Here is a 26,146-nt window from a genome sequence, read left to right as displayed (position 1 = left end):
CTGCCCCACCAGCAAAGCAAAAGGCCGACATGTAGCCGGCCTTTTCCCGAAGCGTCTGAGCAATCTCACCTGCCTGGCGCCTCTTGATCAAAAACCCATAGCAGGACTCTAGACCATGACGAATGATGCCACGCTCGACGCGGCAGGGGCAACCCTTGCCGAAACCAAGCTCACCAAGGGAGCCTCCAACCGCCGCCCTACCCCACTGACGCGCCGTGTGGAGGACACCTCCGCTGCGCCCGCGCAAAGCGGCAGTCTGATCGTGCTTACTCTTCGCCCGAACGGAGATGCGTTCGCTGGGAATCGAATCACGCTTGCCCAAGAAGCAGGCTTCGACTGGCTGACCAATACCCACGCAATGGGCTGGAAGTCAGCCGACACTGGCCACGAGATCGCTCGATTTGTGGTGCACGGCGGCCTTGAAGCAATAGGCTGCCTCACGGAGATTCAGCTCCACATCGACCCGCAGACCTGCGAATTCCAATGGCGGGCAGGCGAACGGCTGATGGAAAAGCTTGAGACCTACGCCACCTTGATCGATGCGTACCTGGCAGACGGTTTTGGCAGCCCCCTGGATAAAGATGCACTTGCGGCAGTCGCACACCACATTGATACCGTGATGGAGCTTCGGCGAGACGCAGAAGCTGTCGCACGCACCTACACCGAACCCAGCGGGGAAGTGCGCGAATACTCGGAGCTGAGCTTCTACTACGCAGTCACCCGCGAGGCGGGATCGCGTAAGCAAAGCTATCAACGCGTGTTTTTTGATGCGCAGCCCATGGACTACTACTCTGGCCGCGCGCAAGGCATGCGGATGGCCAGCGAAGTGGTGAATTTTTTTCGGGCTCACAAGACAGCCAAGCTCCCGCTTACCGAGATCATTCGCCAAGCCCTCGAACGGTGCGAGACCCCCCACGGGAATATGCGAAAAGCCGAAGTGGCCAACGTGGTCAGCGGATTCATGGAGGTGATTGAAACGCTGATTGCTGTTGGGTCCCGCCAACTGAATCCTGCCTGGCTCACGGCGCAAATCAACCGCAATGAAGAGCTGCAAGTTACCTGGTCTGAGCGCGAAGCAAAGCGGAAGGCCGCCCTTGCCGCCCGACTGCGCGCAGGTCGAGAGGCCGCCAAGGCGCGACGCCTTGCCCAGGGAAAGGCAGGTGCTGCGTGAACGCCGTCCTTGAAAAACCAGCCCCACAGGCAAAGACCAAGGGCCTGAGCAAAGCACCTGCGCCAGTTGCGCCTACCACCGGCAATGTAGACGACTTGTCCGCCCAGCGAGAGGCCATCAACCAGGCAAGCTACCGCATCCAAAGCGCCTTGGACACAGTGGAGCTCGGCATCGATGCCACAGGCGAGGATGAGCTTCGCGGGGTGAGGATCTTGGTCGAGGACATGGTGGAGCAGTTCGGAAGTGCATCTGACCGACCCGACCTTGGGGGTGCAAACGGCGTAGCTATGGATATTTCCAATGCCCTGTCGATAGTGCTCGCCACCGTGCAGCGTATCAATGAACACAACATGGACAACGCCGTGCTCTACGCGGTCACCTACTTGCTGGAATCCGCCAAGCAACTGGTGGACCACGCCTGCGACAACTGGCCAGTAGGTTCGCAAGTGCAGGAGCTGCAGGTCGAGCACAAACCTGCAGGAGGTGCAGGGCCATGACAGAAGCTGTGATGCTGGCCCCCACCAGGTACGTCACGGTCAAGCTGGCCTCCCAGCTGATCGGGCTCACTGTCAGGGCCATCGAGAGCAAGATCGCGCGCGGCACCTGGATCGAGGGCCGCCAGTTCCGCCGCCAGGACGGCAATATTTACGTTGATTTGAGAGGGGTAGAGCAATGGGTCGAGAAGGGAACGGTGTAGAGATGCGGGAGAAGTCCATCCGGGTCACATTCACCCTGAATGGGCAGCGCCAGCGCGTCACTCTCGACATACCGCCGACACCAGCGAACGAGCGCTACGCCGAGAAGCTCGTGGTCAAGGTCCGTCAGGCCATCGCCCGCGGCACCTTTGACTGGGAGACGTTTTTCCCGGGGTCCACACACGCGAAGGCACTCCAGCCCGCGCACAGCTTCGGGGCGTGGTGTGATCTCTGGCTCGACACCAAGGGCCGCTTGGCCAAGAAAACGTTGACGCAGTACCGCAACGCGTTGGAGGTGTGGAAGGAACTGCTCGGGCCCGATACGCCCATGGAGAAATTGCCGCACGCGTTGGTGGCGGCGAAGGTTGGCAAAACGCCGTGGGCCTCTGCGAAGCTGCTGAACAACTACCTGATCTGCCTGCGCGGGGTGTTCGCCCTGGCTGGCCGGAGCATGGACCTGGGCAACCCCATGGAGGGCATCGAGAATAGCAAGCACCAGCCCCCGCAGCCCGACCCCTTGAGCCCCGCGGAAATGGAGCTGGTGCTGGCCACCATGCGCAAGCACCAGGACCTGCGGGCGTGGGCCTATTTCACGTTCGCGTTCATGACCGGCATGCGGCCGGAGGAGCTGATCGAGCTACGGTGGGGCGACGTGGACTGGCACAGCGGGACGATCCGGGTCGAGCGCGCGCGCACGGCTGGGGAGACAAAGCCCCTGAAGACCTACAACGCGCGCGACGTGGACCTGGTTGGCCGCGCCGTCGAAGCACTGGAAACCATGAAGTCCTGGACCATGGTCGGCAGCGACGACAAGACCGACCAGGAGCTGGGCCGCAGGATCTTCGAGAACCCGGTCACTGGCAAGGCCTGGCACGACGAGCGAAGCCAGCGAGACACCTTCTGGCGGCCCGCCCTACGTCGCGCGGGGATCCGCTGGCGCAGGCCGTATCAAACGCGCCATACCTACGCCACCAACGCGCTGGCGGCTGGAGTTAACCCGACCTACATCGCCCGCCAGATGGGTCACAAGAACGCCAAAATGCTCTTCACGGTGTACGCGAAGTGGATCGACGGTGCAGACCGTGGAAGGGAAAAAGCGAAGCTGGAGGAAATGCTCGGGAGGACTGAATGTCCCCCCAATGTCCCCGAAGTTTCCGGAAGCTGGTCTCTTCCGAATGGGAACATTGGTAGGCGCGATTGGACTCGAACCAACGACCCCCACCATGTCAAGGTGGTGCTCTAACCAGCTGAGCTACGCGCCTGTCGTTGTTTAGACCACGATTATAGCCATAAAAATCGGGTGCTTCGATCAAAACAGCGCAGCAAACGGCAAAGGGATGTTCGTGGCTCTTGTTCCATGCCTACCGTCCCGCCACTCAGCGCCTGCGCGCGGAGCGCACACCGGGCACGCCGGCCACGATGCCCAACACCTTGTTCAGCCGGCCCGAATCGGCAACCTCCACCGTGAAGGTCATCCACGCCGTGCCTTTCACCGACTGCGTCTGCACGCCGATCACATTGGTCTTCTCGCGCGCAAAGACTTCGGAGATATCGCGCAGCAGGCCCTGACGGTCGGCGGCTTCCACGGCGACGTCCACGGGGTACACGGCAGCCAGTGCAGCCGATTTGGAGGTGGAGCCCCACTCCACATCGATCACCCGCTCAATGCTGCGTGCGGCCATTTCGCGGAAGTTGCTGCAGTCAGCCCGGTGCACGCTCACGCCCTTGCCCCGCGTGACAAAACCACGGATCAGGTCCGGCGGGGCTGGCTTGCAGCACTTGGCCAGTTGGGTCATCAGCGAGTCAATGCCCACCACCAGCACGCCGCCCTTGGGTGCGGCATCGTTGGTGCGTGTTTTCTTGAGCAACAAATAGTCGTCGGGCTGCAAAACCGGCTCGGGCGGTCGCAGCACCGTTTCGATGTTGCGCAGCGAGAATTCATCCTTGCCCACCACTTCGAACAAGGCATCGGCGGACTTGAAGCCCAGCTGCACCGCCAGATCGTCGAGCTTGATGGCAGTCTTGCCCTCGCGCTGCAGCAGCTTTTCGACCGCCTCACGCCCACGGGCCACGGTTTCGTGCGTGGCCTGGGCGTTGAACCAGGCTCGCACCTTGGCTTTGGCGCGGTTGCTGGTGAGGTAGCCCAGCTCAGCATTGAGCCAGTCGCGTGAGGGGCGGCCTTCCTTGACGGTGGATATCTCCACCGTCTGTCCGTTTTGCAGCGGTGTGTTGAGCGGCACCATCGCACCGTCCACCCGGGCGCCCCGGCAACGGTGCCCGACACTCGTGTGCACTGCATACGCAAAGTCCACCGGTGTGGCGCCCTGGGGCAGCTCCACCACAGCAGCATCTGGGGTCAGCACATAGATGCGGTCTTCAAACAGGCCCCGGTTGGGCAAGGCACCCGACAGATCGCGCTCCCAGGCCAGCAACTGGCGCAGCACCGCAATCTTGGCGTCGTATTCACCGGTGGCCGAAACCCCTGCATAGCCCTTGCTGCCTGCCTCTTTGTAGGCCCAATGCGCCGCCACTCCGTGCTCCGCATGGTCGTGCATGGCCTGGGTACGGATCTGGATCTCGATGGGCTTGCCGTTGTCGTCGCGCACGATGGTGTGCAGCGACTGGTAGCCATTGGGCTTGGGCTTGGCGATGTAGTCGTCAAACTCCTCCACGATGGGCTTGAACTGCTCGTGCACCCAGCTCAGGGCCGCGTAGCAGTCCTTCACCGTGGGCACCACCACGCGCAACGCGCGGATGTCAAACACCTGATCGAAGTTGAGCGACTTGCCGCGCATCTTCTTGACGATGCTGTAGATGTGCTTGGGGCGCCCCTGCACGCTGGCGCTGATGCTGCGCGCGCGCAAATCGGCCTCCAGCCGCCCACGCAGCTGCTCCATGTACACCTCGCGCTCGCCCCGCTTTTCGTCGAGCAGGCGGGCCACTTCCTTGTAGGTGTCAGGCTCCAGGAAGCGAAAGGACAGGTCCTCCAGCTCCCACTTGACCTGCCAGATACCAAGGCGGTTGGCCAGCGGTGCAAACACCTGCAGCGACTCGCGCGCCAGGCTGGGCGACACGGGGCGCTTGCTGGCCGCATGAAAGCGCAGCGTCTGCAGGCGCGAGGCCAGGCGCAGCATCACCACCCGCAGGTCGCGCGAGAAGGCGAGCAGCATCTTGCGCACGTTCTCGGTCTGCACGGCGGGGTCTTCCAGGTGCTCTGCGGTGCGGGCCTGCTGCTGCACGCGCATGAGCTTGGTGGTCTCTACCGCCAGCGCGGCAAAGTTGGCACCAAAGGCCTTGGCGATCACCTCTTCAGGCTTGTTCAGATGAATGCACGCATGCACCAGGTAGCTGGCGGCCTGCATGGCCTCCGAGCCGCCAATGCCCTTGAGGATGGCAGCCACGGCATCGGCGTGGGCCAGCGTGTTTTCGCCGGAATCCAGCGTTTCGCCAGCCATCAAGGGCTCGGCAAACGCGCGCGCACGCGCCAGCGCGTTCACCTGCTCAGGCAGGGTGTGTGCGGTAGCGGCAATGAGCTGGGGGACAGCGTCGGCCTGGGGGGTGTGGGACGCCTGTGCGGGAGGGTAGGTTTTCATCCGGCCACAACACCTTCCGCCGAAAGCAAAAAGCCGGTGACCGCAGCCACCTGATCGCCCGCCACCAGCGTGGGAGCATGCCCCACACCTTCAAATTCGACCACGTGTGCCCGGGGCCCGCGCTGCGCCATGGCCTGCGCGGTTTCGCGAAAGAGCAGGTCAGACTGTGCACCTCGCAACAGCAAGGTGCGGGCCGTGATGTGGTCATACAGTTGCCACAGCATGGCCTCACCAGCCACTGCGGACTCTTGCGTGAGTGTTTTGAACGGCACCGCGATGGCCGGGTCATAGTGCAGCGTGATGCCACCACCGGCAGATTCCGGCAACGCGCGCACCATGGCACGCGACAAGTCCAGCCACTGCTCGGGTGTATGGGGGCCAAAGCTGGTGGAAATCGCCCACATGGCGTCGGCGGCCTGCTGGAGCGACTCGAACCGCGCCTGTTGCCCCAGGTACAAGCCGATGCGCTGCAGGGCCTCCCACTGGATGACGGGGCCCACGTCGTTGAGTACCAGCCTGCGCACAGGCACCGGCAAAGGCAGCCCCGGCTGGCCCGCAATGCCCATGCCAATGAGCCCCCCCATGCTGGTGCCCACCCAGTCGAGGGTGGTGATGGGTGCCTGCTGGTGCACCTGGGCCAGCATGGCCAGCATGTCCGCGGCGTACTGGGGAATCTGATAGCCCATGGGGTCAGCCAGCCAGTCGCTGTGGCCGCGCCCGACCACGTCGGGGCAGATCACGCGGGCATGCTGGCTCAACGCACGGGCCAGGGTGTCGAAGTCGCGCCCCTGGCGCGAGAGGCCATGCACACAGACCACCACATGGGGATGCGCCGGGTTGCCCGTGGCATTCCACTCCCAATACGCCATGCGATGGTGCGTAGCCGCAGATGCGGAGGAGTTACCGGAAGACACCACAGGCGCCCCCGGGCCAGGGCACAGTACGTAGTTCAGCGTAGGTTCAATCATGGGTGCGAAATCCGGGGGCAGCGCTCGATAATGCAGGAGCCGTCGGCACCCATTGTTCGTTCATGCGTGCCGACTTTTTCTTGCGTTGCATCGTAATTCATTCGGAGAGACTCACATGCTGAAAGGCAAAACCGCCCTCGTCACCGGCTCCACCAGTGGCATTGGTCTTGGCATCGCCAAGGCGCTGGCCCGCCAAGGTGCCAACATCGTGCTCAATGGCTTTGGCGATGTGGATGGCCCCCGCGCCGAGGTGCTGGCAGCTGGCGAAGCCGCTGGCGCCAAAGTGGGTTACCACGGTGCAGACATGAGCCGGGTGGCCGACATCGAGGACATGATGAAGTACAGCGCCGCGCAGTTCGGGCGCGTGGACATCCTGGTGAACAACGCAGGCATCCAGCACGTGGCCAATGTGGAAGACTTCCCCGTGGAGCGCTGGGATGCAGTGATCGCCATCAACCTCACAAGCGCCTTTCACACATCGCGCCTGGCGCTGCCGGCCATGAAGAGTGCCAACTGGGGCCGCATCATCAACGTGGCATCGGTGCACGGCCTGGTGGGCTCGGCACAGAAGGCTGCGTACGTGGCGGCCAAACACGGCATCGTGGGTCTGACCAAGGTGACGGCGCTGGAGAACGCCACCAGCGGCGTGACCTGCAACGCCATCTGCCCTGGCTGGGTGCTGACGCCCCTGGTGCAAAAACAGGTGGATGCCAAGGCGGCCGAACACGGCCTGTCGAACGAAGACGCCAAGAAGCTGCTGCTGGGCGAAAAAGAGCCGTCCATGCAGTTCACCACGCCCGAAGAACTGGGCGAACTGGCTGTGTTCTTCTGCTCCCCCGCCGCCAACAATGTGCGTGGCGTGGCATGGAACATGGATGGCGGCTGGGCAGCGCAGTGAGAAAGCACGCGCGGGCGTCTGATCGCTGGTGACATGCCAGCACAGACGCCCGGTAAATTGCAAATTGATAGCCTCCAGCGCTTACCCAATAAGCGCTGGAGGCCCATTTTTCTTGAAAATCAGCGCATCTGCACTGAACCCGACACGTTCACGATGACCTGGGCCTTGCCCGCTTCGACCGGCACGGCGGAATCAGAGAACGAGCCCGCCTTGGCCTCCATGGCCATCATGCGCGGACGTGGCCCGGGCACCATCTCATTGCTGTTTACCGCCACCTCGCGCAGGCTGTAGTTGCTGAAACCAAAACCCTTGGCCAGTTCGGCCGCGCGGGCCTTGAACTGTTCGATGGCCTGGGTCTGGGCCTCGCCCTCCACCTTGGCCCGGGCCTCGCGCGACAGGCCGAAGGCCACGTTGCTGATGGCCAGCGTCTGGATCTTGCCGGCCGTGGCCGTGATGCGCGCGAAGTCGCGGCCTTCCAGCACCAGTTCGGCACGGCCCTGCCAGCCGTTGATCTTCCCGTCCTTGCCATAACGCGGGTACAGCCCGAACGTGCCGGTACGCACATCGAGCTGTCCCGTTTGGGCGTTGCGCTTGGCTTCGGCCAGGGCCGCGTCCAGCGCCTGCTTGAGCTGTGTCTGTACCGTGGCGGCGTCGGCAGCCTCCTTGCTGGTGGCAAGGTTGAGCACCAGCAGGTCCTGCTGCACCTCCACCGTGCCCGTGGCTGACAGTTGCACGACATTGCGCAGCTCGGGGGGTGGAGAATTTTGGGCAAAAGAGGCACCAGCGCATGCAATCAAAGCGCCAGCAGCTATCAATTTAGTAGTAATTTTCATCACAAAGGTGTCCTTGATATCGGTGCACGGCCCGGGGCCGGGCCATGCGGGGCACCACCTTAACCGCACTGCCTATGCGTTGCGATGAAGCCCCTCCACCGCGCGTGCGAAGCTGGGCAAAACTTGTAACAGTTGGTCAAACCCAGCCCCAAAACCCGAACTTCGGCGTTCCAAGTGGTCAGAATCGGCTCTGTTACAAATTGGACTTGGGATCAAGATGGCCACAACAACCAATCGCACCGACAAAGTTCTGGTGGTGGACGACGATGCACGAATCCGTGATCTGCTGCGCCGCTACCTCACGCAGGAAGGCTTTGAAGTCATGGTCGCCGAAGACGGCAAGGCGCTTAACCGCCTTCTGCTGCGCGAAACCGTGGACATCATCGTGCTCGACCTGATGATGCCGGGCGAAGACGGGCTTTCCATCTGCCGCCGCCTGCGTGCCGCCAATGACCGCACCCCCATCATCATGCTCACCGCCAAAGGCGAGGACGTGGACCGCATCGTGGGCCTGGAAGTGGGCGCCGACGACTACCTGGGCAAGCCCTTCAACCCCCGCGAACTGTTGGCCCGCATCCACGCTGTGCTGCGCCGCCGCCCCGCACAGGAAGCGCCTGGCGCCCCCTCGGGCGACAACGAAGTCGTGACCTTTGGTCCCTTTACCTTCGACCTGGGCACCCGAGCACTGCAGCGCAATGGCGAAGAACTGCCCCTGACCACCGGCGAATTTGCCATGCTCAAGGCGCTGGTGCGCCACCCACGCCAGCCCCTTTCGCGCGAAAAGCTGGCCCTGCTGGCCCGTGGCCGCGAGTTTGAGCCGTTTGACCGCAGCCTGGATGTGCAGGTGTCGCGCCTGCGCAAGCTGGTGGAGGTGGATGCCGCCGCCCCGCGCTACATCCAGACCGTGTGGGGGGTAGGCTACGTGTTCGTGCCGGACGGAACCAGCTGACCCCTCTTTCCTTGCCTGTATGCACAATTCCGACGGCAATTCGAGGTCGAGATCTTCATCATCGGTCCGGCAGTCCGTGACCGCTTCCCCCGACGCCACCAGCCCCGCCCCCCTGGAGTCCTTGCGACAGGCCCGGGAGCAGCGGGCGCGTGTGGGCCTCAATCTCTTCTGGCGCACTTTCTTCCTGCTGGCGCTGCTGTTGGTGGGGAGCATTCTGGCGTGGCTGCAGACCTTGCGGGCGCTGGAGTTCGAGCCGCGCACCCTGCACACCGCGCAGCAGATCGCATCGCTGGTGAACCTGAGCCGCGCGGCGCTGGTGCATTCCGACGCCATTGCTCGTGTGTCGCTCATCAAGACCATGGCCGACCAGGAAGGCGTGCGCATCCTGCCGCGCGAGCCGCGCGACAAGTTCGAGCTTCTGGAGGGCACGGCCCTGGGCAACCGCCTGACCGACGAACTCACCCAGCGCCTGGGGCCCGACACCATCGTGGCGCAAAACGTGAATGGGGAAACCGGCCTGTGGGTCGGCTTCAACATCAATGGCGATCCCAACTGGCTGCTGATGGACCGCTCGCGCTTCAGCCCAGCGGGCGGCCGCACCTGGCTGATCTGGCTGATTACGGCAGGGGCGTTGTCCTTGGCCGGTGCGGCGGCCATTGCGCGGCTGATCAACCGGCCTCTCAAGCAGCTCTCTTACGCGGCCAACCGCGTCAAGGACGGCGACTTCGCAGCGAGCCACCTCGACGAGGAAGTGGTGACCAGCGAAATCCGCGAAGTGAACATCGGCTTCAACCGCATGGCGCAAAAATTGGCCAAGCTGGAGCAGGACCGCGCCGTGATGCTGGCGGGCATTTCGCACGACCTGCGCACGCCGCTGGCGCGCCTGCGGCTGGAAACCGAGATGAGCGTGACCGATGAAGTGGCCCGCGAGCACATGGTGGCAGACATCGTGCAGCTCGACGCCACGATCGACAAGTTCCTCGACTACGCTCGGCCGGACCATGTCACGCTGACACCGGTCAACCTGCATGCCGTGGTGTCGTCCTGCGTCTATGCCGTGCAAGACCATCGCGAACTGCAGATCACGATGTCCGTGCCAGAAGACCTCAACGTGCTGGCCGACGAAGTGGAACTGGCCCGCGTGATCTCCAACCTGCTCGAAAACGCGCGGCGCTACGGCAAGGCCGAGGACACCGGCATCACCAACGTGGACATTGCCGCCAAAGGCCGTGAGAACTGGGTGCTGGTCAAACTGCGCGACCATGGCCCCGGCGTGCCACCCGAGCAGTTGTCGAATCTGACCAAGCCCTTCTTTCGCGGTGACTCTGCGCGCACCGCAGCGGCAGGCGCGGGGCTGGGGCTCTCCATCGTGGACAAAACCGTGCAGCGCATGGGCGGCATCTTTGCACTGGCCAACTCCAGCACCGGCGGCCTGGTAGCCCACCTGCAGTTGCAGCGGGCCACTGATCTGCCCGAGGGTGCAGACCCCAAGCAGCGGCTGCAGCGCCCGTCCGTCAAACGCCAGCTACCGCGGCGTCGCGCCGAAGACCGGATGGCGTGATCGCCCCGCACTGCCCCATGTACAAAGCCCTCACCTGGAGGGCTTTGTTTTTGGCGCATCCTCTCGGCATCCGAAGGTGGCGGCGACCAGACCGCAAGAGCCCTCAGCGCACCATGCAGGGCGCCTTGTTGTTGAACTTCCAGCCCGGGATCAGGTACTGCATGGCAATCGCATCGTCGCGTGCGCCCAGGCCATGCTGCAAGTACAGGCGGTGGGCACGCTCGACCTCGTCCATGTCCAGCTCCACGCCCAGGCCGGGCTTCTTGGGCAGTTGGATGAAGCCGTCCTTGATCTGGAACGGGTCCTTCGTCAGCCGCTCACCGTCCTGCCAGATCCAGTGCGTGTCAATCGCCGTCACGCGGCCAGGGGCGGCGGCGCCCACGTGGGTGAACATGGCCAGCGAGACGTCGAAATGGTTGTTCGAATGCGAACCCCAGGTCAGGCCGAAGGCCTGGCACATCTGCGCCACGCGGACCGACCCGGCCATGGTCCAGAAGTGCGGGTCGGCCAGCGGGATGTCCACCGACTGCAGGGCCAGGCTGTGCGCCATTTCGCGCCAGTCGGTGGCGACCATATTGGTGGCGGTGGGCAAGCCCGTGGCGCGGCGAAATTCCGCCATCACCTCGCGGCCCGAAAACACGCCTTCGGCGCCGCAGGGGTCTTCGGCATAGGCCATCACGCCGTGCAGATCACGCGTGAGGCGAATCGCATCTTTCAGCAACCAGCCGCCATTGGGGTCCAGCGTGACGCGCGCTTCGGGAAAGCGCTCATGCAGCGCGCGGATGGCCTCGACCTCTTCCTCGCCGCGCAGCACGCCGCCCTTGAGCTTGAAGTCGGCAAAGCCATAGCGCTCGTACGCCGCCTCGGCCAGGCGCACGATGCCGTCGGCCGACATGGCCTTCTCGTTGCGCAGGCGGAACCAGTCGTTGTCGGCACCGGGCTCGGTGCGGTAGGCCAGGTCGGTCTTTTCGCGGTCACCCACGTAGAACAGGTATCCCAGCATCTGCACCGCCTCGCGCTGCACGCCGTCGCCCAGCAGCGCGGCCACGGGCACATCCAGGTGCTGGCCCAGCAGGTCCAGGAAGGCGGACTCCACGGCCGTGACGGCGTGGATGGTGATGCGCAGATCAAAGGTTTGCAGGCCGCGTCCGCCTGCATCGCGGTCGGCAAACTGCGCGCGCATGGCGTTGAGCACGGCGTTGTGGTGCCCGATGGGGCGGCCCATGATCAGCGATCGCGCATCCTCGATGGTCTGGCGAATCTTCTCGCCGCCGGGCACCTCACCCACCCCGGTGTTGCCCGCGCTGTCGCGCAGGATGATCAGGTTGCGCGTGAAGAAGGGGCCGTGTGCGCCGCTCAGGTTCATGAGCATGCTGTCGTGGCCCGCCACGGGCATCACGCGCAGCTCGGTGACAACGGGGGTGCTGGCGACGGAAGGGATGGAGGAGGTGGTCATGGTGGTCTGGAAACGAAGATGGGGCGGGCTAAAGCGCCCCGTGACAAGGCTCAATCGGCAGTGATTTTTCGGGTTTCGATGACGGTCTTCCAGCGCGCGAATTCGCGCGCCTGGTAGGCGGTGAAGGCTTCGGGCGTGCTGGCCACGATCTCCAGGCCCTGGTCGAGCATGCGCTTCTTCACGGCGGGGTCGTTCATGGTGGCGATGGCTGCGTCCGAAAGCTTCTTCTTCACGGCGGCGGGCAGGCCCTTGGGCGCGGCCATGCCTTGCCACGAGTAGACCTCGGCACCGGCCACGCCAGCCTCGGCCAAGGTGGGCACGTCGGGCAGCACGGGGCTGCGCTTGTCGCCGGTGACGGCAATCGCGTGCAGCTTGCCCGCCCGGATGTGCTGCAGCACGGCGTTCACGTTCTGGAACGAGAACTCCACCTGCCCGCCCAGCAGGTCGTTGATGGCCGGTGCGCCGCCCTTGTAAGGGATGTGCAGGCCTTCGGTGCCGCTCTGCTGCCAAAAAACCTCGGCCGAGAGGTGGTCCGACGAGCCGTTGCCCGAGCTTGCAAAGCTCACCTTGCCAGGATTGGCCTTGAGCTGGGCAATCACCTCTTGCACGGTGCGCGCCTTCTGATTGGGGGCAGCCACCAGCACGTTGGGTGCCTGCACGGGCACGGTGATGTAGTCAAAGTCCTTGAGGGCGTCGTACGGCACGCTTTTGAGCAAGTGCGGCGCCACCACAAACGCACCGAGCGACGACACCAGCAGCGTGTAGCCGTCGGGTGCGGCGCGCTTCACCGCACCAGCCCCCAGCGTGCCCGTGGCACCGGGGCGGTTGTCCACCACGAAGTTCTGGCCCAGCTTGTCGCCCATGTGCTGCGCCATGGCGCGAGCCACCATGTCGGTGGAGCCCCCGGCCGGAAAGGGCACGACGACGGTGACGGGTTTTTCGGGCCAGGGGGTGGCAGCGGTCTGGGCCGATGCAGCCAGAGCGATGGTGCAGGTACTGGCAATCAGCAGCAGCTTCTTGAACATGGGGAGGTCTCCTGAACAGTTGTGGAAGGGCCTTCTGCGGGACCTTGGTTGGGGAAAGTGAACCGGGGTGTGCCCAGGTTGACGACGAGCTGGCACCCACATGAACATCCGCTCACCAAAAGCAAGAGGTCATACAAGTGACTACTCATTCAATCAGCCCGGATTCAAGCCTAAAACACCTATTAACATGCGCATTTTGAATGCCTTGATGGGTAAATGTTAACGTTAACATCCTCATCAAATATCATGGAAAACCCTTAGTCATAGGATCACCAACCCATTGATGGGAAAAGCGCTTGTAAGCCCCGGAGCGTTTGGCCTGCAGTCTGCGTTACGCTAGGCATCCACCCGCCTAACCAGCCCATGAGCATCCAAACACAGTTCTCTCTTCTCCGATTGCAGGGCGAGCCTCTGCCACAGGACCTTGCAGTCCTTCTCCATCACCAGGAAGAGTTGCAACGCCGCACCGGCGTCTGTATGGGCACAGCGGCCGACTGGGCCCCCTGGTTGGACACCAGCGACCTGAGCGAAGCCGAGCGGGCCGACCCCGAGATTGCTGCGAACCTTCGGGCCATCGCCGAGGTCTGCCGCCACATTGCTTTTGTGGTGGCCGATGATGAAGGCAATTACTTTGGCTACTGGCGCGGGCCGTCGTCAACACCCATTGCCGACAGTGTGGTGGTGCAACTGAGCAACGAAGCGCAGTTCTCGGTGTGCGGAACCGCGAACATCGCGGGTGCCATCCTGACCCAGTGTTGCTACGGAGGAACGTTCGACGAGACCCGCCAATGGTTTCTGCGCCTGGGTCTGACCGCCCTGCCCGCCTACCCCTATGACCTCGGCAATCCGCAGGTCACCCCCTCCCCGGCAGCCTTGCACGAGCAGCTTTTCAAGGCATATCTACCTGAGGCTGGGTAACTGCACACCCTACTTCGCTCACCAGCGAAAAGGCGGAACCGGTATCAGCGGACCGCGCTTCTTTGAACCTGTGGCCCTCAGCCAAAGCCATCTGCGCCCACTGTGCAAAAAAAGAGGCTCGCGGCCCATCGCACCCGGGTGGGTGTACACAGCATCGCAGCTTGCCGCCGTCCAGATGGTTGCGCTCGCGCGCGTGGATTTCCAGCCTGCGTAATGGACTGTAATCGCTTACACCCAACCCGCTCGATATTCTGAAGTGGTGCTGTTGAGGATGACCTGCATAACCCTCGCGAGGCGGTGGTCGTGCGGATCGGGATGGGGCACAAGGCGTCTTTTCTTGCCAATAGCCGCGCTATTGACAAGAAAAGCAATGCAGTGGACCGCCCGAGACCGCACCATCACAGACCGCAGGGAGTTGTGCAGGTCATCCTCACGGGCCTCTTTTTCAAAGGCCCTGCAGTACACAAGAGTCAATGCAATTGCATTTGACTGCTGTCTCCGCATTACTTATTCACTTTCAAGGAAGCACCATGCCCAGCACTCTCTCTACCGGCTTTGGCCAGACAGGCATTTTGGCAAACAGCCCCAACAACTACGACACCCTGCAACCTGGCCAGTACCGCCTCACCAACGTGACGCTCGTTCCTGGCATCCCGGTATTCAGCACAGAAGAAATCTACAAGTTGAGCAACGGCGCTGGCACGCCCGATATTTCGGTCAAATTTCAGTCAATGATTGGACATGCTGCCGGGGCTATCGTTATCAACGTGTACGCCATCTAGCAGGACTGGTTCGGCGGGCGCCCCACACGACGGACTGCTGGGCGGTTTCTGACCAACAGCGAGGCGCCCGTCCTGAGGAATCATCGCTTCGTGGATAGACTCGGCGGATGCCGCGCCCTCCCCCAAGTACCCTGCCAGAGACACCGGAACCTATTCGCAACCGACCGGTGGTGACCTTGCGCGAAGTGGCAGAGCAGGCGGGGGTGTCCATGATCACCGTCTCTCGCGCCATCAACACGCCCAGCCAGGTGTCCGAGCCCACACGCACCCGGGTGCAGGCAGCCATCTCCAGCCTGGGCTATGTGCCCAACCTCATTGCGGGGGGCTTGCGCTCGGCACGCAGCCACCTGGTCACGGCCCTCGTGCCCACCACCACGGGGCAACTGTTCGGCGAGATGGTCCAATCGCTCACCGACGCGCTGGAGTTGCGCGGCTACCAGGTGATGCTGGGCCAGGTGGGCTATGCACATTCGCGCGAAGACGAGCTGCTGCGCGCCATCGTGGGCCGCAGGCCCGACGGCATTGTGCTCACTGGCATCATGCATTCGCCCGAAGGGCGGCGGCTGCTGCAGGCCTCTGGCATCCCTGTGGTGGAGACCTGGGACTTCACCCCCAACCCCATCGACATGCTGGTCGGGCTGTCGCACGAACAACTGGGCGCCGCCGTGTGCAAGCACCTGCATGCCAAAGGTAGGCGCCGGCTGGCGCTGCTCAGCGGCGACGATGAGCGCGCCGCGCGGCGGCGAAAAGGCTTTTATGCCGAAGCGGGCCGACTAGGCTTGCGCGAGCCCGCTCTGCAGCTGGAGAAATCCCCCACCTCCCACACCGAAGGGCGTGCGGGTCTGGCGGCCTTGCTGGCCGCCCAGCCAGACATCGATGCCGTGTTCTGCAGCTCCGACATGCTGGCCTTGGGGGTCCTCACCGAGGCGCGGGCGCGCGCCATGGCGGTCCCCGACCAGTTGGCCGTCGTCGGTTTCGGAGACATCGAGTTCGCCCAGACCGTGATCCCCAGCCTCACGACCGTGCGCATCGACGGCACGCGCATGGGCCAGACGGCGGCAGGCTTCATTGCCGACCGCGCGGAGGGAAAGACCGTGGCAGAGCCGGTGGTGGATATCGGCTTTTCGATCATGGAGCGCGAGAGCGCATAGCGGGTAGCCGGGCACCTCCAGAGATCCAGGCCGTATGCATCGGCATGTCTCTACAGGCCAATACCGTTCAATTTGTGGTGTATTGTATGAACACCATGCGCAGCAGCCCCTCGCCAGATCTCGAGCAATTCCTGGAACAACTCGCCCACGAAGCCCGCCCGGGCGACCGACTCCCCACCATCCGCGAATTGATGAAGCGCTTTGGCGCATCGCAAATGCTGGTCCAGCGGGCTTTCCAAGGCCTCAAGGAAAAGGGGCTGATTGATGCCCAGGTGGGTCGGGGCACCTACTTCCTGGGCGCAGGTTCGCAACCTGTGACGACGACTGAAACGAGTCCCTTACCGAGCAAAAGCCCGCATCCCAAAGCCCCTGCGGCAGTCACCGCCACTGTGAAATCGGTGCTGCTGCTGCGCCGCTCCATCAGCATTGCGCGCGGGCGCGTGCTGATCGAAAGTCTGCAGCACCGCCTTGCGGCCGACGGGCACCGGGTGCTGGAGCTGTCGTACAACGACCCGGACCATGCGCTCACGGTGCTCAAGGGCCTGCCGCGCTTCGATGCCTGCGTGGTGCAATCCACCTTCAAGGCCATTCCCATCGCCCTTCTGGCGGCTCTGCGCGACAAGTGCGACGTGCTGGCCGTGGACGGGGCGGCGCTGGTGGGTGCCGACGTCGAGGCCGTGGGCACCGAGTGGGGCGAGCCGCTGGCAGCCGCCATTGCCCTGCTGATGGAGCAAGGCCACCGGCGCATTGCCTACGCATGCACCTCGCACCCCTTTCTGGCCACCCAGCTCGGGCGTCGGCGCTTTAAGTATTTGCAAGCGACGCTGTCCGATGTGGTGCTGCAGGAAATCACGCTGGACATGCTGCCGCACGAGGACTACACCGCCCGACTGGTGGAACAGATCCAAGTCCGCGTGAAGGGCGCCGACAGCGCGAGCGCTTTGCCCTTTACAGCCCTGGTGGCCTGGGGCATCGAGGATGGCGCACTCTTCCAGCGCCTGCTGGCCCACAGCGGGATTTCGGTGCCCGCGCAGCTGAGCGTGGTATTGCTCGGCCGCACGGACCTGGCCAGCGAACATGCGGACTTTTTCGAGGTGATCGGTTGCAGCGTGGCTGACCAAGTCGATGCCCTGCACCGCGCCATCACGGCGCGCTGGGCTGACGCAGGGACACCCTACGGCGTGCACCTGACGCCGGTCACGCACCGTGCGGGCACATCGGTAGCAGCCCCTGCACGGTAGCTATGGCTCCACGCAGCCGGGTGCCACGCGCGCCACGGTGTCCACCACGAGCCGCGCCGATTCGCCGACATAGGCTTGTGCATCCAGCGCCTGCATCAAGTCATCCGGCAAGTCACCGCCATTGAACGGCGGCTGTGCGCGGATCGCGTCGATGAAAGGCACGCCCTCAGACTGCGAGCGCTGCGCCGCCGCGTAGAGCAGGCGATGCGCCTCATGCCGGCCCATAAGGCGGGTGAGCCGCATCATCACAGCCTCAGAGGCGATCAACCCCCGCGTCATTGCGAGGTTGCGGGACATTGCCTGCGGGTTGACCGCCAGGCCTTGCGCCAGCCGCGCCAGCGTCTCGGCCACCGAGGTGGCGATGATGGCGATCTCGGGCAGCAGCGTATCGGCCACGTTGGTGGCCGATGAGTCACCCTCGTCCATGCGCACCATGGTCTCCAGCGCGGCCTGGGTGCGCGTACGCAGCATGCGCGCCAGACTGACCAGCAGCAATGCCATGGAAGGGTTGCGCTTTTGCGCCATGGTGGAACTGCCCACCTTCCCGATGTGAAAGGCTTCCGCCACTTCACCGACCTCGGTGCGCTGCAGGAAGACCACGTCCTGCGCGATCTTCTGTGCCGTGCCCGCCAGGAGGCCCAGTGCGGCCAGATAGTCGCTGGCCCGGTCATAGGACGACCGCAGCGGCATGTCGGCCGGCAGCAGGCCCAGTTGCTGCGCCATCAGCGCCTGCACTGCGGGCCCGAGCGGCCCGGTGGCAGCAAAGGTGCCGATGGCGCCCCCCATGCTGGCTGGAAACGAGGAGGCAAGCCGCTCGGCAAGGCGACGGCGGCCACGGTCCAGTTCATCGACCCAGCCCGCGAGCTTGAAGCCCAGGGTCATCGGTAACGCGTGCTGGCCATGCGTGCGGCCTGCCATGGGCGTGGCCTGGTGCTCCAACGCCAGCGCGGCCAATGCGGCTATGGCGGCATCCATATGCCCTGCCAGCAGCCTGTGGGTTCGCACCATCTGCAGGGCGCTGGCCGTGTCGAAGATGTTCTGCGTGGTCGCGCCCCAGTGGATGAAGCCAGCCGCAGGCTCACCGCACAGCTCCTCGAACCGGTGGAGCACCGGCACCAGCGGGTGTTGTGCGAAAGCGATGGCCTTTGCCAATTGCGGCAGGTCGAACAGTTCTGCCCGAGCCTGGGCAGCGATCACCGGTGCCACTTCGGCGGGTATCACCCCCAGCCCGGCCTGGGCGTGGGCCAAGGCCGCCTCCACGTCCAGCCAGGCCTGCAGAGTGGCCGAATCGCTCCAGATGGCCTTGGCAGGTGCACTGAACCAGTGACCCGTGATGAAAGACTCGAACATACCGATCGCCATGTGTGCTCCATCCATACAACTACGGGTATATCCGTAGATTGTGTTGTATTGCGTTGTCCATCGAGGGCAAGCCGCATTCCAAAAGCTAAGTGCCAGCGAATTTGCGACCACCCACTGATTGCATTGTATTGCATTAATAAAATTCAATACATACAATTCACATGCAACCGCCAAACCACAATCCACGGAGACAAATCCATGACACGGCATTTCCTGGCAAGCACGGCTTGCCCAATCTCTTCAGCGCCCTACACCGCACTTGTGTGCGTCGCCTTGGCCAGCCTCGGGGCCTGCGGCACAGCACAGGCCCAGTCCTCGCTGACCATCTATGGCATCGTCGACCAGGGCCTGGCCCGTGCCAATGGGGGCACAACCCCCGGCGCCCTGCTACCCGGGCGCGGCGTGGCGCCGCGGGTCTGGACCATGAAGGCCGGCAACACGTCGCGCTTGGGGTTCATGGGCCGCGAGGACATGGGCGGCGGTCTCTACTCGCGCTTTCAGATCGAGCACCGCTTTGCCGCTGACACGGGCGCGCCAAGCAATCCCAGCATCTACTGGCTGGGCCGCTCGGTGGTGGCAGTAGGCAGCAAGCAGTGGGGCGAGGTGTATGCGGGGCGCGAATACTCGGCTGCCTACACAGTGGCTCTCAATGCAGACCCCACCTATTGGAGCTACGTGAGCCAGTTGGGCTCTGCCTACACCTATGCCAACTACACGCCAGTGGCGGCTCCCGCAGAAGCATCCAACATCCGTTGGGCAAACGCCGTAGGCTACAAATCGCCCGTGATCTCTGGCGTGAGCATGGAGATTGCAGGCGCTTTTGGCGAAGGAGTGCGCAGCAACGCCACCTCGGGCAACCTGCAGTACAAGAACGGGCCTGTATGGGTGGGCGCTGCGTTCGATCGGCTTGACTCCAGCACCCACCTGGCTCTGGTGGCAGGCGGGTACGACTTCGGCATGGTTCACACCAAGGCCAGCTACAGCCGCGCCAAAGGCGGGGTCAATGGCGATGCCACGGCCTACAGCGTGTCGGCCATGGTGCCGCTGAGTTTTGGTCGTACCTACCTCATGGTTGGGCTCCTGAAACCCGCCACCCAACTCGATTCGCAGATGATCGGCGCTGGTCTTCAGTACGACCTGAGCAAACGCACATTGCTCTACACCAACCTCGGCACAGCCAAGCGCGACGGCCTCACACGCACCACAGCCATCGACTTTGGCGTGAAGCACACGTTCTGAACAGGAGTCACCACATGCAACGCAGACAACTCCTCCGTCAGGCCGCCGCGATGACAGTCCTGAGCACGGGAATCCTTGTCACCCACACCGCGCAGGCGCAGAGCGACAGCGGCAATACCAAACCCATCTCACTGATCGTGGGCTATTCCGCTGGCGGAAGCGCAGATCTTGTCGCGCGCATTGTTGCGACCGAGCTGGGCAAGCGGCTAGGCCGTACCGTCATCATCGAGAACGTGGCGGGCGCCAGCGGCATGCTGGCCGCACAGCGGGTGCTCAACGGACCGGCCGATGGCAGTCTGATCTACATGGGAGGCACCGACACAGTGGTCGTGCCCATGGTCAACCCCAAGGTCAAGCTCGACTGGGAGAATGACTTCATTCCGGTGGGGCGCATGACCACCGTCCCGATGATCTTTGCCGTGCGCAAGGCGTCTCCCTACGCCAACCTGCAAGACCTTGTCGCCGCGCTGCGCAAGGGTGGCAAGGACAGCATCAACTTCGCCACGCCGGGCATCGGGACGATGCAGCACCTGTACGGCGCGCTGATCAACAAGCAGGCGAAGGTGTCCATGCTGCACGTACCCTACCGAGGTGGCACCCACATCACCAACGACCTGGTCGGCGGACAGGTGGACAGCGCCATGTTGGTGCTCTCCACGGCCATGCCATTTCTCAAGGACGGCAAGATCAGGGCGCTGTCGGTCTCCGACACCGCACGGGTGCAGCAGCTGCCTGACGTCAAGCGCATTGGAGAGGAGGAGGGGTTCTCCGGCATGGCACTGCCATTGTGGCAAGGCCTCTTCATGAAGGCGGGCACGCCCGCCGCGACTGTGAACGCCGCCGACAAGGCACTGCAGGAAGCGCTTTCGCAATCCGAGCTGCGGCAGAAGCTGCTGGAAGCAGGCATTACGGTCGCCCCCTTGAACGGTCCTGAATTCAAGACATTCATCAAACCGCAGGCGAAGCTGTACCGCGATATCGTGACGACATCCCAGATCACGATGGAGTGAAGTCGCGCGGCAAGCGCGGCAGAACCATGGGGCGCAGCGCAGCCCCCAACGCTCTTTTTGCTCTGGATACCGGATTGCGAAGTGTGTGGCCCTCTCCTGGTGGTTCAGGCCCCACACTCCTCGCAGCGCGGGCAAGACAGGCATCCCCCCGGACGGGGGATGCCGCGCAGGCTGCGAACAGACAATGCCGCCCGGGCCGGTCAGCGCAAAAATTCAGGACGCATAGATCAGCGCCGCCGCCCGAGCTTCCATCGCCAGCCCCTGCCCCACGGGCCCCAGGCGCTCGGCCGTCTTGGCTTTCACATTGACTTGCCCCTCAGCGATGCCCACGGCCCGTGCAATGGCGGCACGCATGCCGGGAATGTGCGCCGCCAGTCGCGGAGCTTGCGCGATCACGGTGCTGTCGATGTTGCCGATCTCGTAGCCCGCCGCACGCACGCGCCGCGCTGCTTCGGCCAGCAACACGCCGGAGTCGGCACCGCGAAAGGCAGCGTCGGTGTCGGGGAAATGGCTGCCAATGTCGCCCAGGGCAGCTGCGCCCAGCAGCGCATCGGTGATGGCGTGCAGCAGCACATCGGCGTCCGAGTGGCCCAGCAGCCCCGTGGGGTGGGCAATGTCCACGCCACCAATCACCAGCCGACGACCGGGCACCAGGGCGTGCACGTCCCAACCTTCACCAATCCTGAAATTCATCCGCTTGCCTTTGTTGTTGCTTGCCTTGCGGCGTTGTATTGCCTTGCGCCCCCGCCGCACTCATCCACGGCGCCGTGAGGCCGGGGTTAAAGCACTGAAGGAAACGGTTCTAGAACAGATTCTTTTTGCCCGGTGCGGTGGTCACCTGGCCACGGTCACCCCCAAAACGCTCCAGCGTCGTGCCGTGCGCACGCGCAGCCAGTACAGCCGCCGCCAGCGCAAAATCGTCCGGGTAGGTGACCTTGAAGTTCTGCGCCCCACCTGGCACCAGGCGCGGGTGCAGGCCCATGGCCTCCATGGCGCTGGCCTCGTCGGTCACGTTGGAACCCACCTTGTCGATGGCATCCATGAGGGGGCCGATGCGGAACATCTGCGGCGTCTGGGCCAGCCACTTGTCGCTGCGATCCACCGTGGAGGCCACACGCACGCCGCCGGGGCCGTCGATGGAGGTCTTGAGCGTGTCGGCCAGCTTGTGCGCCAGCAGGCCCCCGACACTGTCGCCAGCGCACTGGTCGATGAGGGAGTCGATCTGCTCGGACGTGACCAGGCAACGCGCGGCATCGTGCACCAGCACCCAGTCATCCGGCTGCGCGCCCCGTTCCAGCAGCGCCTTGAGGCCGCCCAGCACCGTATCGGCCCGCGTAGGGCCGCCACACTCCACCACAAAAAAGGTGGGGTGCGCATGCGTGTCCAAAAACCGGTCCCCGGGGGCCACCGCGACCAGGGTGCCCAGCAACCGCCCCACACCGGCAAAGGCCGCGAGCGTGTGCAGCACCATCGGTTGGCCCGCCACCAGGTGGTACTGCTTGGGCAAAGGGGCTGTGGGCGGGGGCGCCGCAACGTCCACAGCCGAAAACGCAGCCACGGTCGAGGTCGATGGCGCAGCATTGCCGGAGGCGGACGCGGGGGCAGCAGCGCCCGCCGCAACAGCCCGCAAGCCCATTCCGGCACAGGGCACCAGCGCCCAGAATCGCCCATGGGCAGACAAAGGGGCGAGCGGGGGTTGGAGCAAGGGAGCAATCATGAAGCGCTCATTCTAAAATCCTCCGTTGCCCTCCGATCCAGCCCGTGCGTGTTTCGCGCCCCTGGGGATGCGGTGGGCCCAGACGACACCGTCCGCATGGAACTGCCCAAACTCTCCCCCGGAAAACGTTTCACCCTGCCCCGCCCCGTGGGCAGCGCCGATTCCCTTCTACTGGCCCGTCTGGCCGAACGTGACAAGGCAGGGGGCCGCACCACCGCCATCGTCACGGCCGACGCCACCTATGCCCAGCGGCTCATCGACGAGATGGCCTTTTTTGCGCCCGGTCTGCGCTGCGCGCTGTTCCCGGACTGGGAGACGCTGCCCTACGACACCTTCTCGCCGCACCAGGACCTGATCAGCGAGCGGCTGGCCACGCTGTGGCGCATCTCCCAGGGTGAGGCCGACGTGGTGCTGGTGCCCGCCACCACAGCGCTGTACCGCCTCGCCCCGCCCTCCTTCCTGGCGGGCTACACCTTCCACTTCAAGGTCAAGCAAAAGCTCGACGAAGCCAAGTTCAAGGCCCAGCTCACGCTGGCAGGCTACAGCCACGTGTCGCAGGTGGTCAGCCCTGGCGAATACGCGGTGCGCGGCGGGCTGATCGACCTGTTCCCCATGGGCTCGCTGGTGCCGTACCGGGTGGACCTGTTCGACGACGAGATCGACAGCATCCGCACCTTCGACCCGGACAGCCAGCGCAGCCTGTACCCCGTGCCCGAGGTGCGCCTGCTGCCCGGCCGCGAGTTCCCCATGGACGACGACGCGCGCGCCAAATTCCGCAGCCGCTGGCGCGAGATGCTCGAAGGCGACCCGACCAAGAGCCGCATCTACAAGGACATGGGCGCGGGCGTGGCCACGGCCGGCATCGAGTACTACCTGCCGCTGTTCTTCGACGAAACGGCCACCGTGTTCGACTACCTGGGCGGCGAGGCCACGGTGGTGCTGCACGGCGACCTGGAGCCCGCGTTCCAGCGCTTCTGGCAGGACACCAAAGACCGCTTTCGCCTGGTGCAGGGCGACCCCGAGCGCCCGGCCCTGCCGCCCGAGGCGCTGTTCCTCTCGGCCGACCAGTTCTACACGCGCGCCAAGGAGCATGCGCAGCTGTCCATCCGCCCCGGTGTAGAGGACATTGCCGACAACCCCCACTTCCAGAAGCTCGGCGACCTCTCGGTGGTGCGCGGGGCAGAGGACCCGCTGGCGCGCCTGCACGCCCACATCCGCAACACCCAGCACCGGGTGCTGCTGCTGGCCGAGAGCGATGGGCGGCGCGAGAGCCTGCTCGACTTTCTGCGCGCCAGCGGCGTGAACCCACCGGCCTTCGACTCGCTGGCCGAGTTCCAGGGCACGGCCGACGAAAAGGTGGGCATTGCCACGGCTGGGCTCACCGTGGGCTTTAGCTGGATCGAAGACGGCATCGACTTCGTCACCGAAACCGAGCTGTTTGCCGCAGGCCCCACTACACGCCGACGCAAGAAGCAGGAGCAGGTGAGCGATGTCGAGGCGCTCATCAAAGACCTGGCCGAGCTGACCCTGGGCGACCCCGTGGTGCACAGCCAGCATGGCATTGGCCGCTACCGGGGCCTCATCAACATGGACGTGGGCAACAAGAACCCCGACGGCACGCCCGCCATGCAGGAGTTCTTGCACCTGGAATACGCCGACAAGGCCGTGCTGTATGTGCCGGTGAGCCAGCTGCAGCTCATCAGCCGCTACACCGGCGTGAGCGCCGACGAGGCGCCGCTGCACAAGCTGGGCAGCGGCCAGTGGGAAAAAGCCAAACGCAAGGCGGCCGAACAGGTGCGCGACAGCGCGGCCGAGCTGCTCAACATCTACGCCCGCCGCGCGCTACGCCAAGGCCATGCCTTCCGCTACAGCCCGCAAGACTACGAGACCTTTGCCAACGACTTCGGCTTTGAAGAAACGGCCGACCAGAACGCCGCCATCCACGCGGTCATCCAGGACATGATCAGCCCCCGCCCCATGGACCGCCTGGTCTGCGGCGATGTGGGCTTCGGCAAGACCGAGGTGGCGCTGCGCGCAGCCTTCGTGGCCGTCACGGGCGGCAAGCAGGTGGCCTTCCTGGCGCCCACCACGCTGCTGGCCGAGCAGCACTACCAGACGCTGGTGGACCGCTTTTCCAAGTGGCCGGTGAAGGTGGCCGAGGTCTCGCGCTTTCGCTCGGGCAAGGAGATCACCGCCGCCATCAAGGGCATCGGCGACGGCACGGTGGACATCGTGGTCGGCACGCACAAGCTATTGAGCGAATCCACCAAGTTCCATAACCTGGGCCTCTTGATCATCGATGAGGAGCACCGCTTTGGCGTGCGCCACAAGGAGCAGATGAAGGCCCTGCGCGCCGAAGTGGATGTGCTGACGCTGACAGCCACGCCCATTCCGCGCACGCTGGGTATGGCGCTGGAAGGCCTGCGCGACCTCAGCGTCATCGCCACCGCGCCGCAGCGGCGCCTGGCGATCAAGACCTTTGTGCGCAACGAGGGAACGGGCGTGATCCGCGAGGCGGTGCTTCGCGAACTCAAGCGCGGCGGGCAGGTGTACTTCCTGCACAACGAGGTGGAGACCATCGAGAACCGCCGCCAGAAGCTCGAAGAGATACTGCCCGAGGCCCGCATCGCCGTGGCCCACGGCCAGATGCCCGAGCGCGAGCTGGAGCGCGTGATGCGCGACTTCGTGGCCCAGCGCTACAACATCCTCCTGTGCTCGACCATCATCGAGACCGGCATCGACGTGCCCACCGCCAACACCATCATCATGAGCCGCGCCGACAAGTTCGGCCTGGCGCAGCTGCACCAGCTGCGCGGGCGCGTGGGACGCAGCCACCACCAAGCGTATGCCTACCTCATGGTGCCCGATGTGGAGGGCCTCACCAAGCAGGCGCAGCAGCGGCTCGAAGCCATTCAGCAGATGGAAGAATTGGGCAGCGGCTTTTACCTGGCTATGCACGACCTGGAGATTCGCGGGGCCGGTGAAGTGCTGGGCGAGAACCAGAGCGGCAACATGCTAGAAGTAGGCTTTCAGCTCTACAACGAGATGCTCAACGAAGCCGTCAAGGCGCTCAAGGCGGGCAAGGAGCCCGACCTTCTGTCGCCCCTGTCGGTCACCACCGACATCAACCTGCACGCCCCCGCCCTGCTGCCCGACGACTACTGCGGTGACGTGCACCTGCGCCTGTCGTTCTACAAGAAGCTGGCCACGGCCAAGAACCCCGACCAGATCGACGGCCTGCTCGAAGAGATCGTGGACCGATTCGGCAAGCTGCCGCCGCAGGCGCAGACCCTCATCGACGTGCACCGCCTACGCGTGCTGAGCCAGCCCTACGGCGTGGTCAAGGTGGATGCGGCCCCTGGCGTCATCAACATCACCTTCAAGCCCCAGCCGCCCATCGACCCGATGCGGATCATCGAGCTGATCCAGAAGAACAAGCACATCAAGCTGGCGGGCAACGAGAAGCTGCGCATTGAGCGCGAGCTGAAGGAGCCTAAGGACCGCGCGCAGATGGTGCGCGACATCTTGCGCAGCCTGGGGCAGCCGCTGGTGGTTGCATGATTTTTAATGAAATTGG

21 protein-coding genes, 1 tRNA gene and 1 pseudogene are annotated in these 26,146 nt (G+C 64.2%); 14 read left to right on the top strand and 9 right to left on the bottom strand.

Annotated elements, in window-relative coordinates; translation table 11 throughout:
- Window positions 1-115: 115 nt before the first annotated feature.
- From ACSQ22_RS16640 to ACSQ22_RS16625, 4 genes and pseudogenes are all read left to right on the top strand, one after another.
- On the top strand, window positions 116-1,171 hold the full coding sequence (locus ACSQ22_RS16640) for a hypothetical protein (RefSeq protein ID WP_436130951.1): 1,056 nt from the start codon (window positions 116-118) through the stop codon (window positions 1,169-1,171).
- Window positions 1,168-1,668 (top strand): hypothetical protein, encoded by a 501-nt coding sequence (locus ACSQ22_RS16635; protein ID WP_436130950.1) that lies wholly within the window; start codon window positions 1,168-1,170, stop codon window positions 1,666-1,668. Before ACSQ22_RS16640 ends, ACSQ22_RS16635 begins: the two co-directional genes overlap by 4 nt.
- Window positions 1,665-1,868 carry an excisionase gene (locus tag ACSQ22_RS16630; protein ID WP_436130949.1) on the top strand — a complete coding sequence of 68 codons (204 nt, stop codon included), beginning with the start codon at window positions 1,665-1,667 and terminating at the stop codon, window positions 1,866-1,868. Before ACSQ22_RS16635 ends, ACSQ22_RS16630 begins: the two co-directional genes overlap by 4 nt.
- Window positions 1,844-2,914 (top strand): annotated as a pseudogene (locus ACSQ22_RS16625) (tyrosine-type recombinase/integrase); the annotation flags it as partial. The gene ACSQ22_RS16630 and the pseudogene ACSQ22_RS16625, both read left to right, overlap by 25 nt.
- Window positions 2,915-3,051: 137 nt before the next feature.
- On the opposite strand, the gene ACSQ22_RS16620 reads toward ACSQ22_RS16625, so the two are convergent.
- From ACSQ22_RS16620 to ACSQ22_RS16610, 3 genes are all read right to left on the bottom strand, one after another.
- Window positions 3,052-3,128, bottom strand: a tRNA-Val gene (locus ACSQ22_RS16620).
- A 114-nt stretch (window positions 3,129-3,242) separates the two neighbouring features.
- Window positions 3,243-5,459, bottom strand: coding sequence for a RelA/SpoT family protein (locus ACSQ22_RS16615; protein WP_228894684.1), 2,217 nt, complete (start codon window positions 5,457-5,459; stop codon window positions 3,243-3,245).
- Window positions 5,456-6,427: an alpha/beta fold hydrolase gene (locus tag ACSQ22_RS16610; protein ID WP_436130948.1), complete on the bottom strand. Its 972-nt coding sequence runs from the start codon at window positions 6,425-6,427 to the stop codon at window positions 5,456-5,458. Before ACSQ22_RS16610 ends, ACSQ22_RS16615 begins: the two co-directional genes overlap by 4 nt.
- Window positions 6,428-6,542: 115 nt before the next feature.
- Here ACSQ22_RS16610 and ACSQ22_RS16605 point away from each other — a divergent pair, with 115 nt between their 5' ends.
- Window positions 6,543-7,325, top strand: coding sequence for a 3-hydroxybutyrate dehydrogenase (locus ACSQ22_RS16605; RefSeq protein WP_121506865.1), 783 nt, complete (start codon window positions 6,543-6,545; stop codon window positions 7,323-7,325).
- A 119-nt stretch (window positions 7,326-7,444) separates the two neighbouring features.
- Here ACSQ22_RS16605 and ACSQ22_RS16600 read toward each other — a convergent pair whose 3' ends face one another.
- On the bottom strand, window positions 7,445-8,158 hold the full coding sequence (locus tag ACSQ22_RS16600) for an SIMPL domain-containing protein (RefSeq protein WP_436130947.1): 714 nt from the start codon (window positions 8,156-8,158) through the stop codon (window positions 7,445-7,447).
- Between the two features lie 217 nt (window positions 8,159-8,375).
- On the opposite strand from ACSQ22_RS16600, the gene ompR reads away from it, so the two are divergent.
- Window positions 8,376-9,107 carry an osmolarity response regulator transcription factor OmpR gene (gene ompR / locus ACSQ22_RS16595; protein WP_010460834.1) on the top strand — a complete coding sequence of 244 codons (732 nt, stop codon included), beginning with the start codon at window positions 8,376-8,378 and terminating at the stop codon, window positions 9,105-9,107.
- Window positions 9,108-9,126: 19 nt separating this feature from the next.
- On the top strand, window positions 9,127-10,668 hold the full coding sequence (locus ACSQ22_RS16590; protein WP_228894678.1) for an ATP-binding protein: 1,542 nt from the start codon (window positions 9,127-9,129) through the stop codon (window positions 10,666-10,668).
- A gap of 103 nt (window positions 10,669-10,771) precedes the next feature.
- Here the strand turns inward: ACSQ22_RS16590 and gudD are convergent, their stop codons facing one another.
- Both gudD and ACSQ22_RS16580 read right to left on the bottom strand, forming a co-directional pair.
- Complete coding sequence (gene gudD / locus ACSQ22_RS16585) at window positions 10,772-12,124, bottom strand: glucarate dehydratase (protein ID WP_436130946.1); 1,353 nt, start codon at window positions 12,122-12,124, stop codon at window positions 10,772-10,774.
- A gap of 50 nt (window positions 12,125-12,174) precedes the next feature.
- Window positions 12,175-13,149 carry a Bug family tripartite tricarboxylate transporter substrate binding protein gene (locus tag ACSQ22_RS16580; protein ID WP_436130945.1) on the bottom strand — a complete coding sequence of 325 codons (975 nt, stop codon included), beginning with the start codon at window positions 13,147-13,149 and terminating at the stop codon, window positions 12,175-12,177.
- Window positions 13,150-13,512: 363 nt separating this feature from the next.
- On the opposite strand from ACSQ22_RS16580, the gene ACSQ22_RS16575 reads away from it, so the two are divergent.
- The 4 genes from ACSQ22_RS16575 (at window position 13,513) to ACSQ22_RS16560 (ending at window position 17,241) form a co-directional block, all read left to right on the top strand.
- Window positions 13,513-14,067 (top strand): hypothetical protein, encoded by a 555-nt coding sequence (locus ACSQ22_RS16575; RefSeq protein WP_147433763.1) that lies wholly within the window; start codon window positions 13,513-13,515, stop codon window positions 14,065-14,067.
- Between the two features lie 530 nt (window positions 14,068-14,597).
- A complete protein-coding gene (locus ACSQ22_RS16570; protein WP_055393637.1) occupies window positions 14,598-14,849 on the top strand; it encodes a hypothetical protein in 252 nt (83 codons plus the stop codon).
- A 107-nt stretch (window positions 14,850-14,956) separates the two neighbouring features.
- Window positions 14,957-16,000 (top strand): LacI family DNA-binding transcriptional regulator, encoded by a 1,044-nt coding sequence (locus ACSQ22_RS16565; protein ID WP_436130944.1) that lies wholly within the window; start codon window positions 14,957-14,959, stop codon window positions 15,998-16,000.
- Between the two features lie 86 nt (window positions 16,001-16,086).
- Window positions 16,087-17,241, top strand: a complete 1,155-nt coding sequence (locus tag ACSQ22_RS16560) for a GntR family transcriptional regulator (RefSeq protein ID WP_436130943.1) — start codon at window positions 16,087-16,089, stop codon at window positions 17,239-17,241.
- Here the strand turns inward: ACSQ22_RS16560 and ACSQ22_RS16555 are convergent, their stop codons facing one another.
- Complete coding sequence (locus ACSQ22_RS16555) at window positions 17,242-18,603, bottom strand: class-II fumarase/aspartase family protein (protein ID WP_436130942.1); 1,362 nt, start codon at window positions 18,601-18,603, stop codon at window positions 17,242-17,244. It lies immediately after the preceding gene.
- Window positions 18,604-18,801: 198 nt separating this feature from the next.
- Between ACSQ22_RS16555 and ACSQ22_RS16550 the strand changes: the two genes are divergently transcribed.
- Entirely contained in the window at window positions 18,802-19,842 is a 1,041-nt protein-coding gene (locus tag ACSQ22_RS16550; RefSeq protein ID WP_436130941.1) for a porin, read from the top strand.
- Window positions 19,843-19,856: 14 nt separating this feature from the next.
- Window positions 19,857-20,852 (top strand): Bug family tripartite tricarboxylate transporter substrate binding protein, encoded by a 996-nt coding sequence (locus ACSQ22_RS16545; RefSeq protein WP_436130940.1) that lies wholly within the window; start codon window positions 19,857-19,859, stop codon window positions 20,850-20,852.
- A gap of 213 nt (window positions 20,853-21,065) precedes the next feature.
- Here the strand turns inward: ACSQ22_RS16545 and ispF are convergent, their stop codons facing one another.
- Window positions 21,066-21,545, bottom strand: a complete 480-nt coding sequence (ispF, locus tag ACSQ22_RS16540; RefSeq protein WP_055393645.1) for a 2-C-methyl-D-erythritol 2,4-cyclodiphosphate synthase — start codon at window positions 21,543-21,545, stop codon at window positions 21,066-21,068.
- A 109-nt stretch (window positions 21,546-21,654) separates the two neighbouring features.
- A complete protein-coding gene (locus tag ACSQ22_RS16535) occupies window positions 21,655-22,569 on the bottom strand; it encodes an IspD/TarI family cytidylyltransferase (protein WP_436130939.1) in 915 nt (304 codons plus the stop codon).
- Window positions 22,570-22,665: 96 nt separating this feature from the next.
- Between ACSQ22_RS16535 and mfd the strand changes: the two genes are divergently transcribed.
- On the top strand, window positions 22,666-26,130 hold the full coding sequence (gene mfd, locus ACSQ22_RS16530; RefSeq protein WP_436130938.1) for a transcription-repair coupling factor: 3,465 nt from the start codon (window positions 22,666-22,668) through the stop codon (window positions 26,128-26,130).
- The last annotated feature ends 16 nt before the right edge of the window (window positions 26,131-26,146 follow it).

Source organism: Acidovorax sp. LjRoot38, assembly GCF_964252975.1.
GTDB classification, from domain to species: domain Bacteria; phylum Pseudomonadota; class Gammaproteobacteria; order Burkholderiales; family Burkholderiaceae_C; genus Acidovorax; species Acidovorax facilis.
This window is presented reverse-complemented; position numbering and strand designations above follow the sequence as displayed.

What these genes read in the sequence shown, in the direction of transcription:
- ompR (WP_010460834.1), top strand. Translation starts at nt 8,376, where the DNA reads ATGGCCACAACAACCAATCGCACCGACAAAGTTCTGGTGGTGGACGAC.
- ACSQ22_RS16535 (WP_436130939.1), bottom strand. Translation starts at nt 22,569, where the DNA reads ATGATTGCTCCCTTGCTCCAACCCCCGCTCGCCCCTTTGTCTGCCCAT.
- ACSQ22_RS16580 (WP_436130945.1), bottom strand. Translation starts at nt 13,149, where the DNA reads ATGTTCAAGAAGCTGCTGCTGATTGCCAGTACCTGCACCATCGCTCTG.
- ispF (WP_055393645.1), bottom strand. Translation starts at nt 21,545, where the DNA reads ATGAATTTCAGGATTGGTGAAGGTTGGGACGTGCACGCCCTGGTGCCC.
- ACSQ22_RS16570 (WP_055393637.1), top strand. Translation starts at nt 14,598, where the DNA reads ATGCCCAGCACTCTCTCTACCGGCTTTGGCCAGACAGGCATTTTGGCA.
- ACSQ22_RS16545 (WP_436130940.1), top strand. Translation starts at nt 19,857, where the DNA reads ATGCAACGCAGACAACTCCTCCGTCAGGCCGCCGCGATGACAGTCCTG.
- ACSQ22_RS16640 (WP_436130951.1), top strand. Translation starts at nt 116, where the DNA reads ATGACGAATGATGCCACGCTCGACGCGGCAGGGGCAACCCTTGCCGAA.
- ACSQ22_RS16555 (WP_436130942.1), bottom strand. Translation starts at nt 18,603, where the DNA reads ATGGCGATCGGTATGTTCGAGTCTTTCATCACGGGTCACTGGTTCAGT.
- ACSQ22_RS16615 (WP_228894684.1), bottom strand. Translation starts at nt 5,459, where the DNA reads ATGAAAACCTACCCTCCCGCACAGGCGTCCCACACCCCCCAGGCCGAC.
- ACSQ22_RS16605 (WP_121506865.1), top strand. Translation starts at nt 6,543, where the DNA reads ATGCTGAAAGGCAAAACCGCCCTCGTCACCGGCTCCACCAGTGGCATT.
- ACSQ22_RS16565 (WP_436130944.1), top strand. Translation starts at nt 14,957, where the DNA reads ATGCCGCGCCCTCCCCCAAGTACCCTGCCAGAGACACCGGAACCTATT.
- gudD (WP_436130946.1), bottom strand. Translation starts at nt 12,124, where the DNA reads ATGACCACCTCCTCCATCCCTTCCGTCGCCAGCACCCCCGTTGTCACC.
- ACSQ22_RS16560 (WP_436130943.1), top strand. Translation starts at nt 16,087, where the DNA reads ATGAACACCATGCGCAGCAGCCCCTCGCCAGATCTCGAGCAATTCCTG.
- ACSQ22_RS16600 (WP_436130947.1), bottom strand. Translation starts at nt 8,158, where the DNA reads ATGAAAATTACTACTAAATTGATAGCTGCTGGCGCTTTGATTGCATGC.
- ACSQ22_RS16630 (WP_436130949.1), top strand. Translation starts at nt 1,665, where the DNA reads ATGACAGAAGCTGTGATGCTGGCCCCCACCAGGTACGTCACGGTCAAG.
- ACSQ22_RS16575 (WP_147433763.1), top strand. Translation starts at nt 13,513, where the DNA reads ATGAGCATCCAAACACAGTTCTCTCTTCTCCGATTGCAGGGCGAGCCT.
- ACSQ22_RS16590 (WP_228894678.1), top strand. Translation starts at nt 9,127, where the DNA reads ATGCACAATTCCGACGGCAATTCGAGGTCGAGATCTTCATCATCGGTC.
- ACSQ22_RS16610 (WP_436130948.1), bottom strand. Translation starts at nt 6,427, where the DNA reads ATGATTGAACCTACGCTGAACTACGTACTGTGCCCTGGCCCGGGGGCG.
- ACSQ22_RS16550 (WP_436130941.1), top strand. Translation starts at nt 18,802, where the DNA reads ATGACACGGCATTTCCTGGCAAGCACGGCTTGCCCAATCTCTTCAGCG.
- mfd (WP_436130938.1), top strand. Translation starts at nt 22,666, where the DNA reads ATGGAACTGCCCAAACTCTCCCCCGGAAAACGTTTCACCCTGCCCCGC.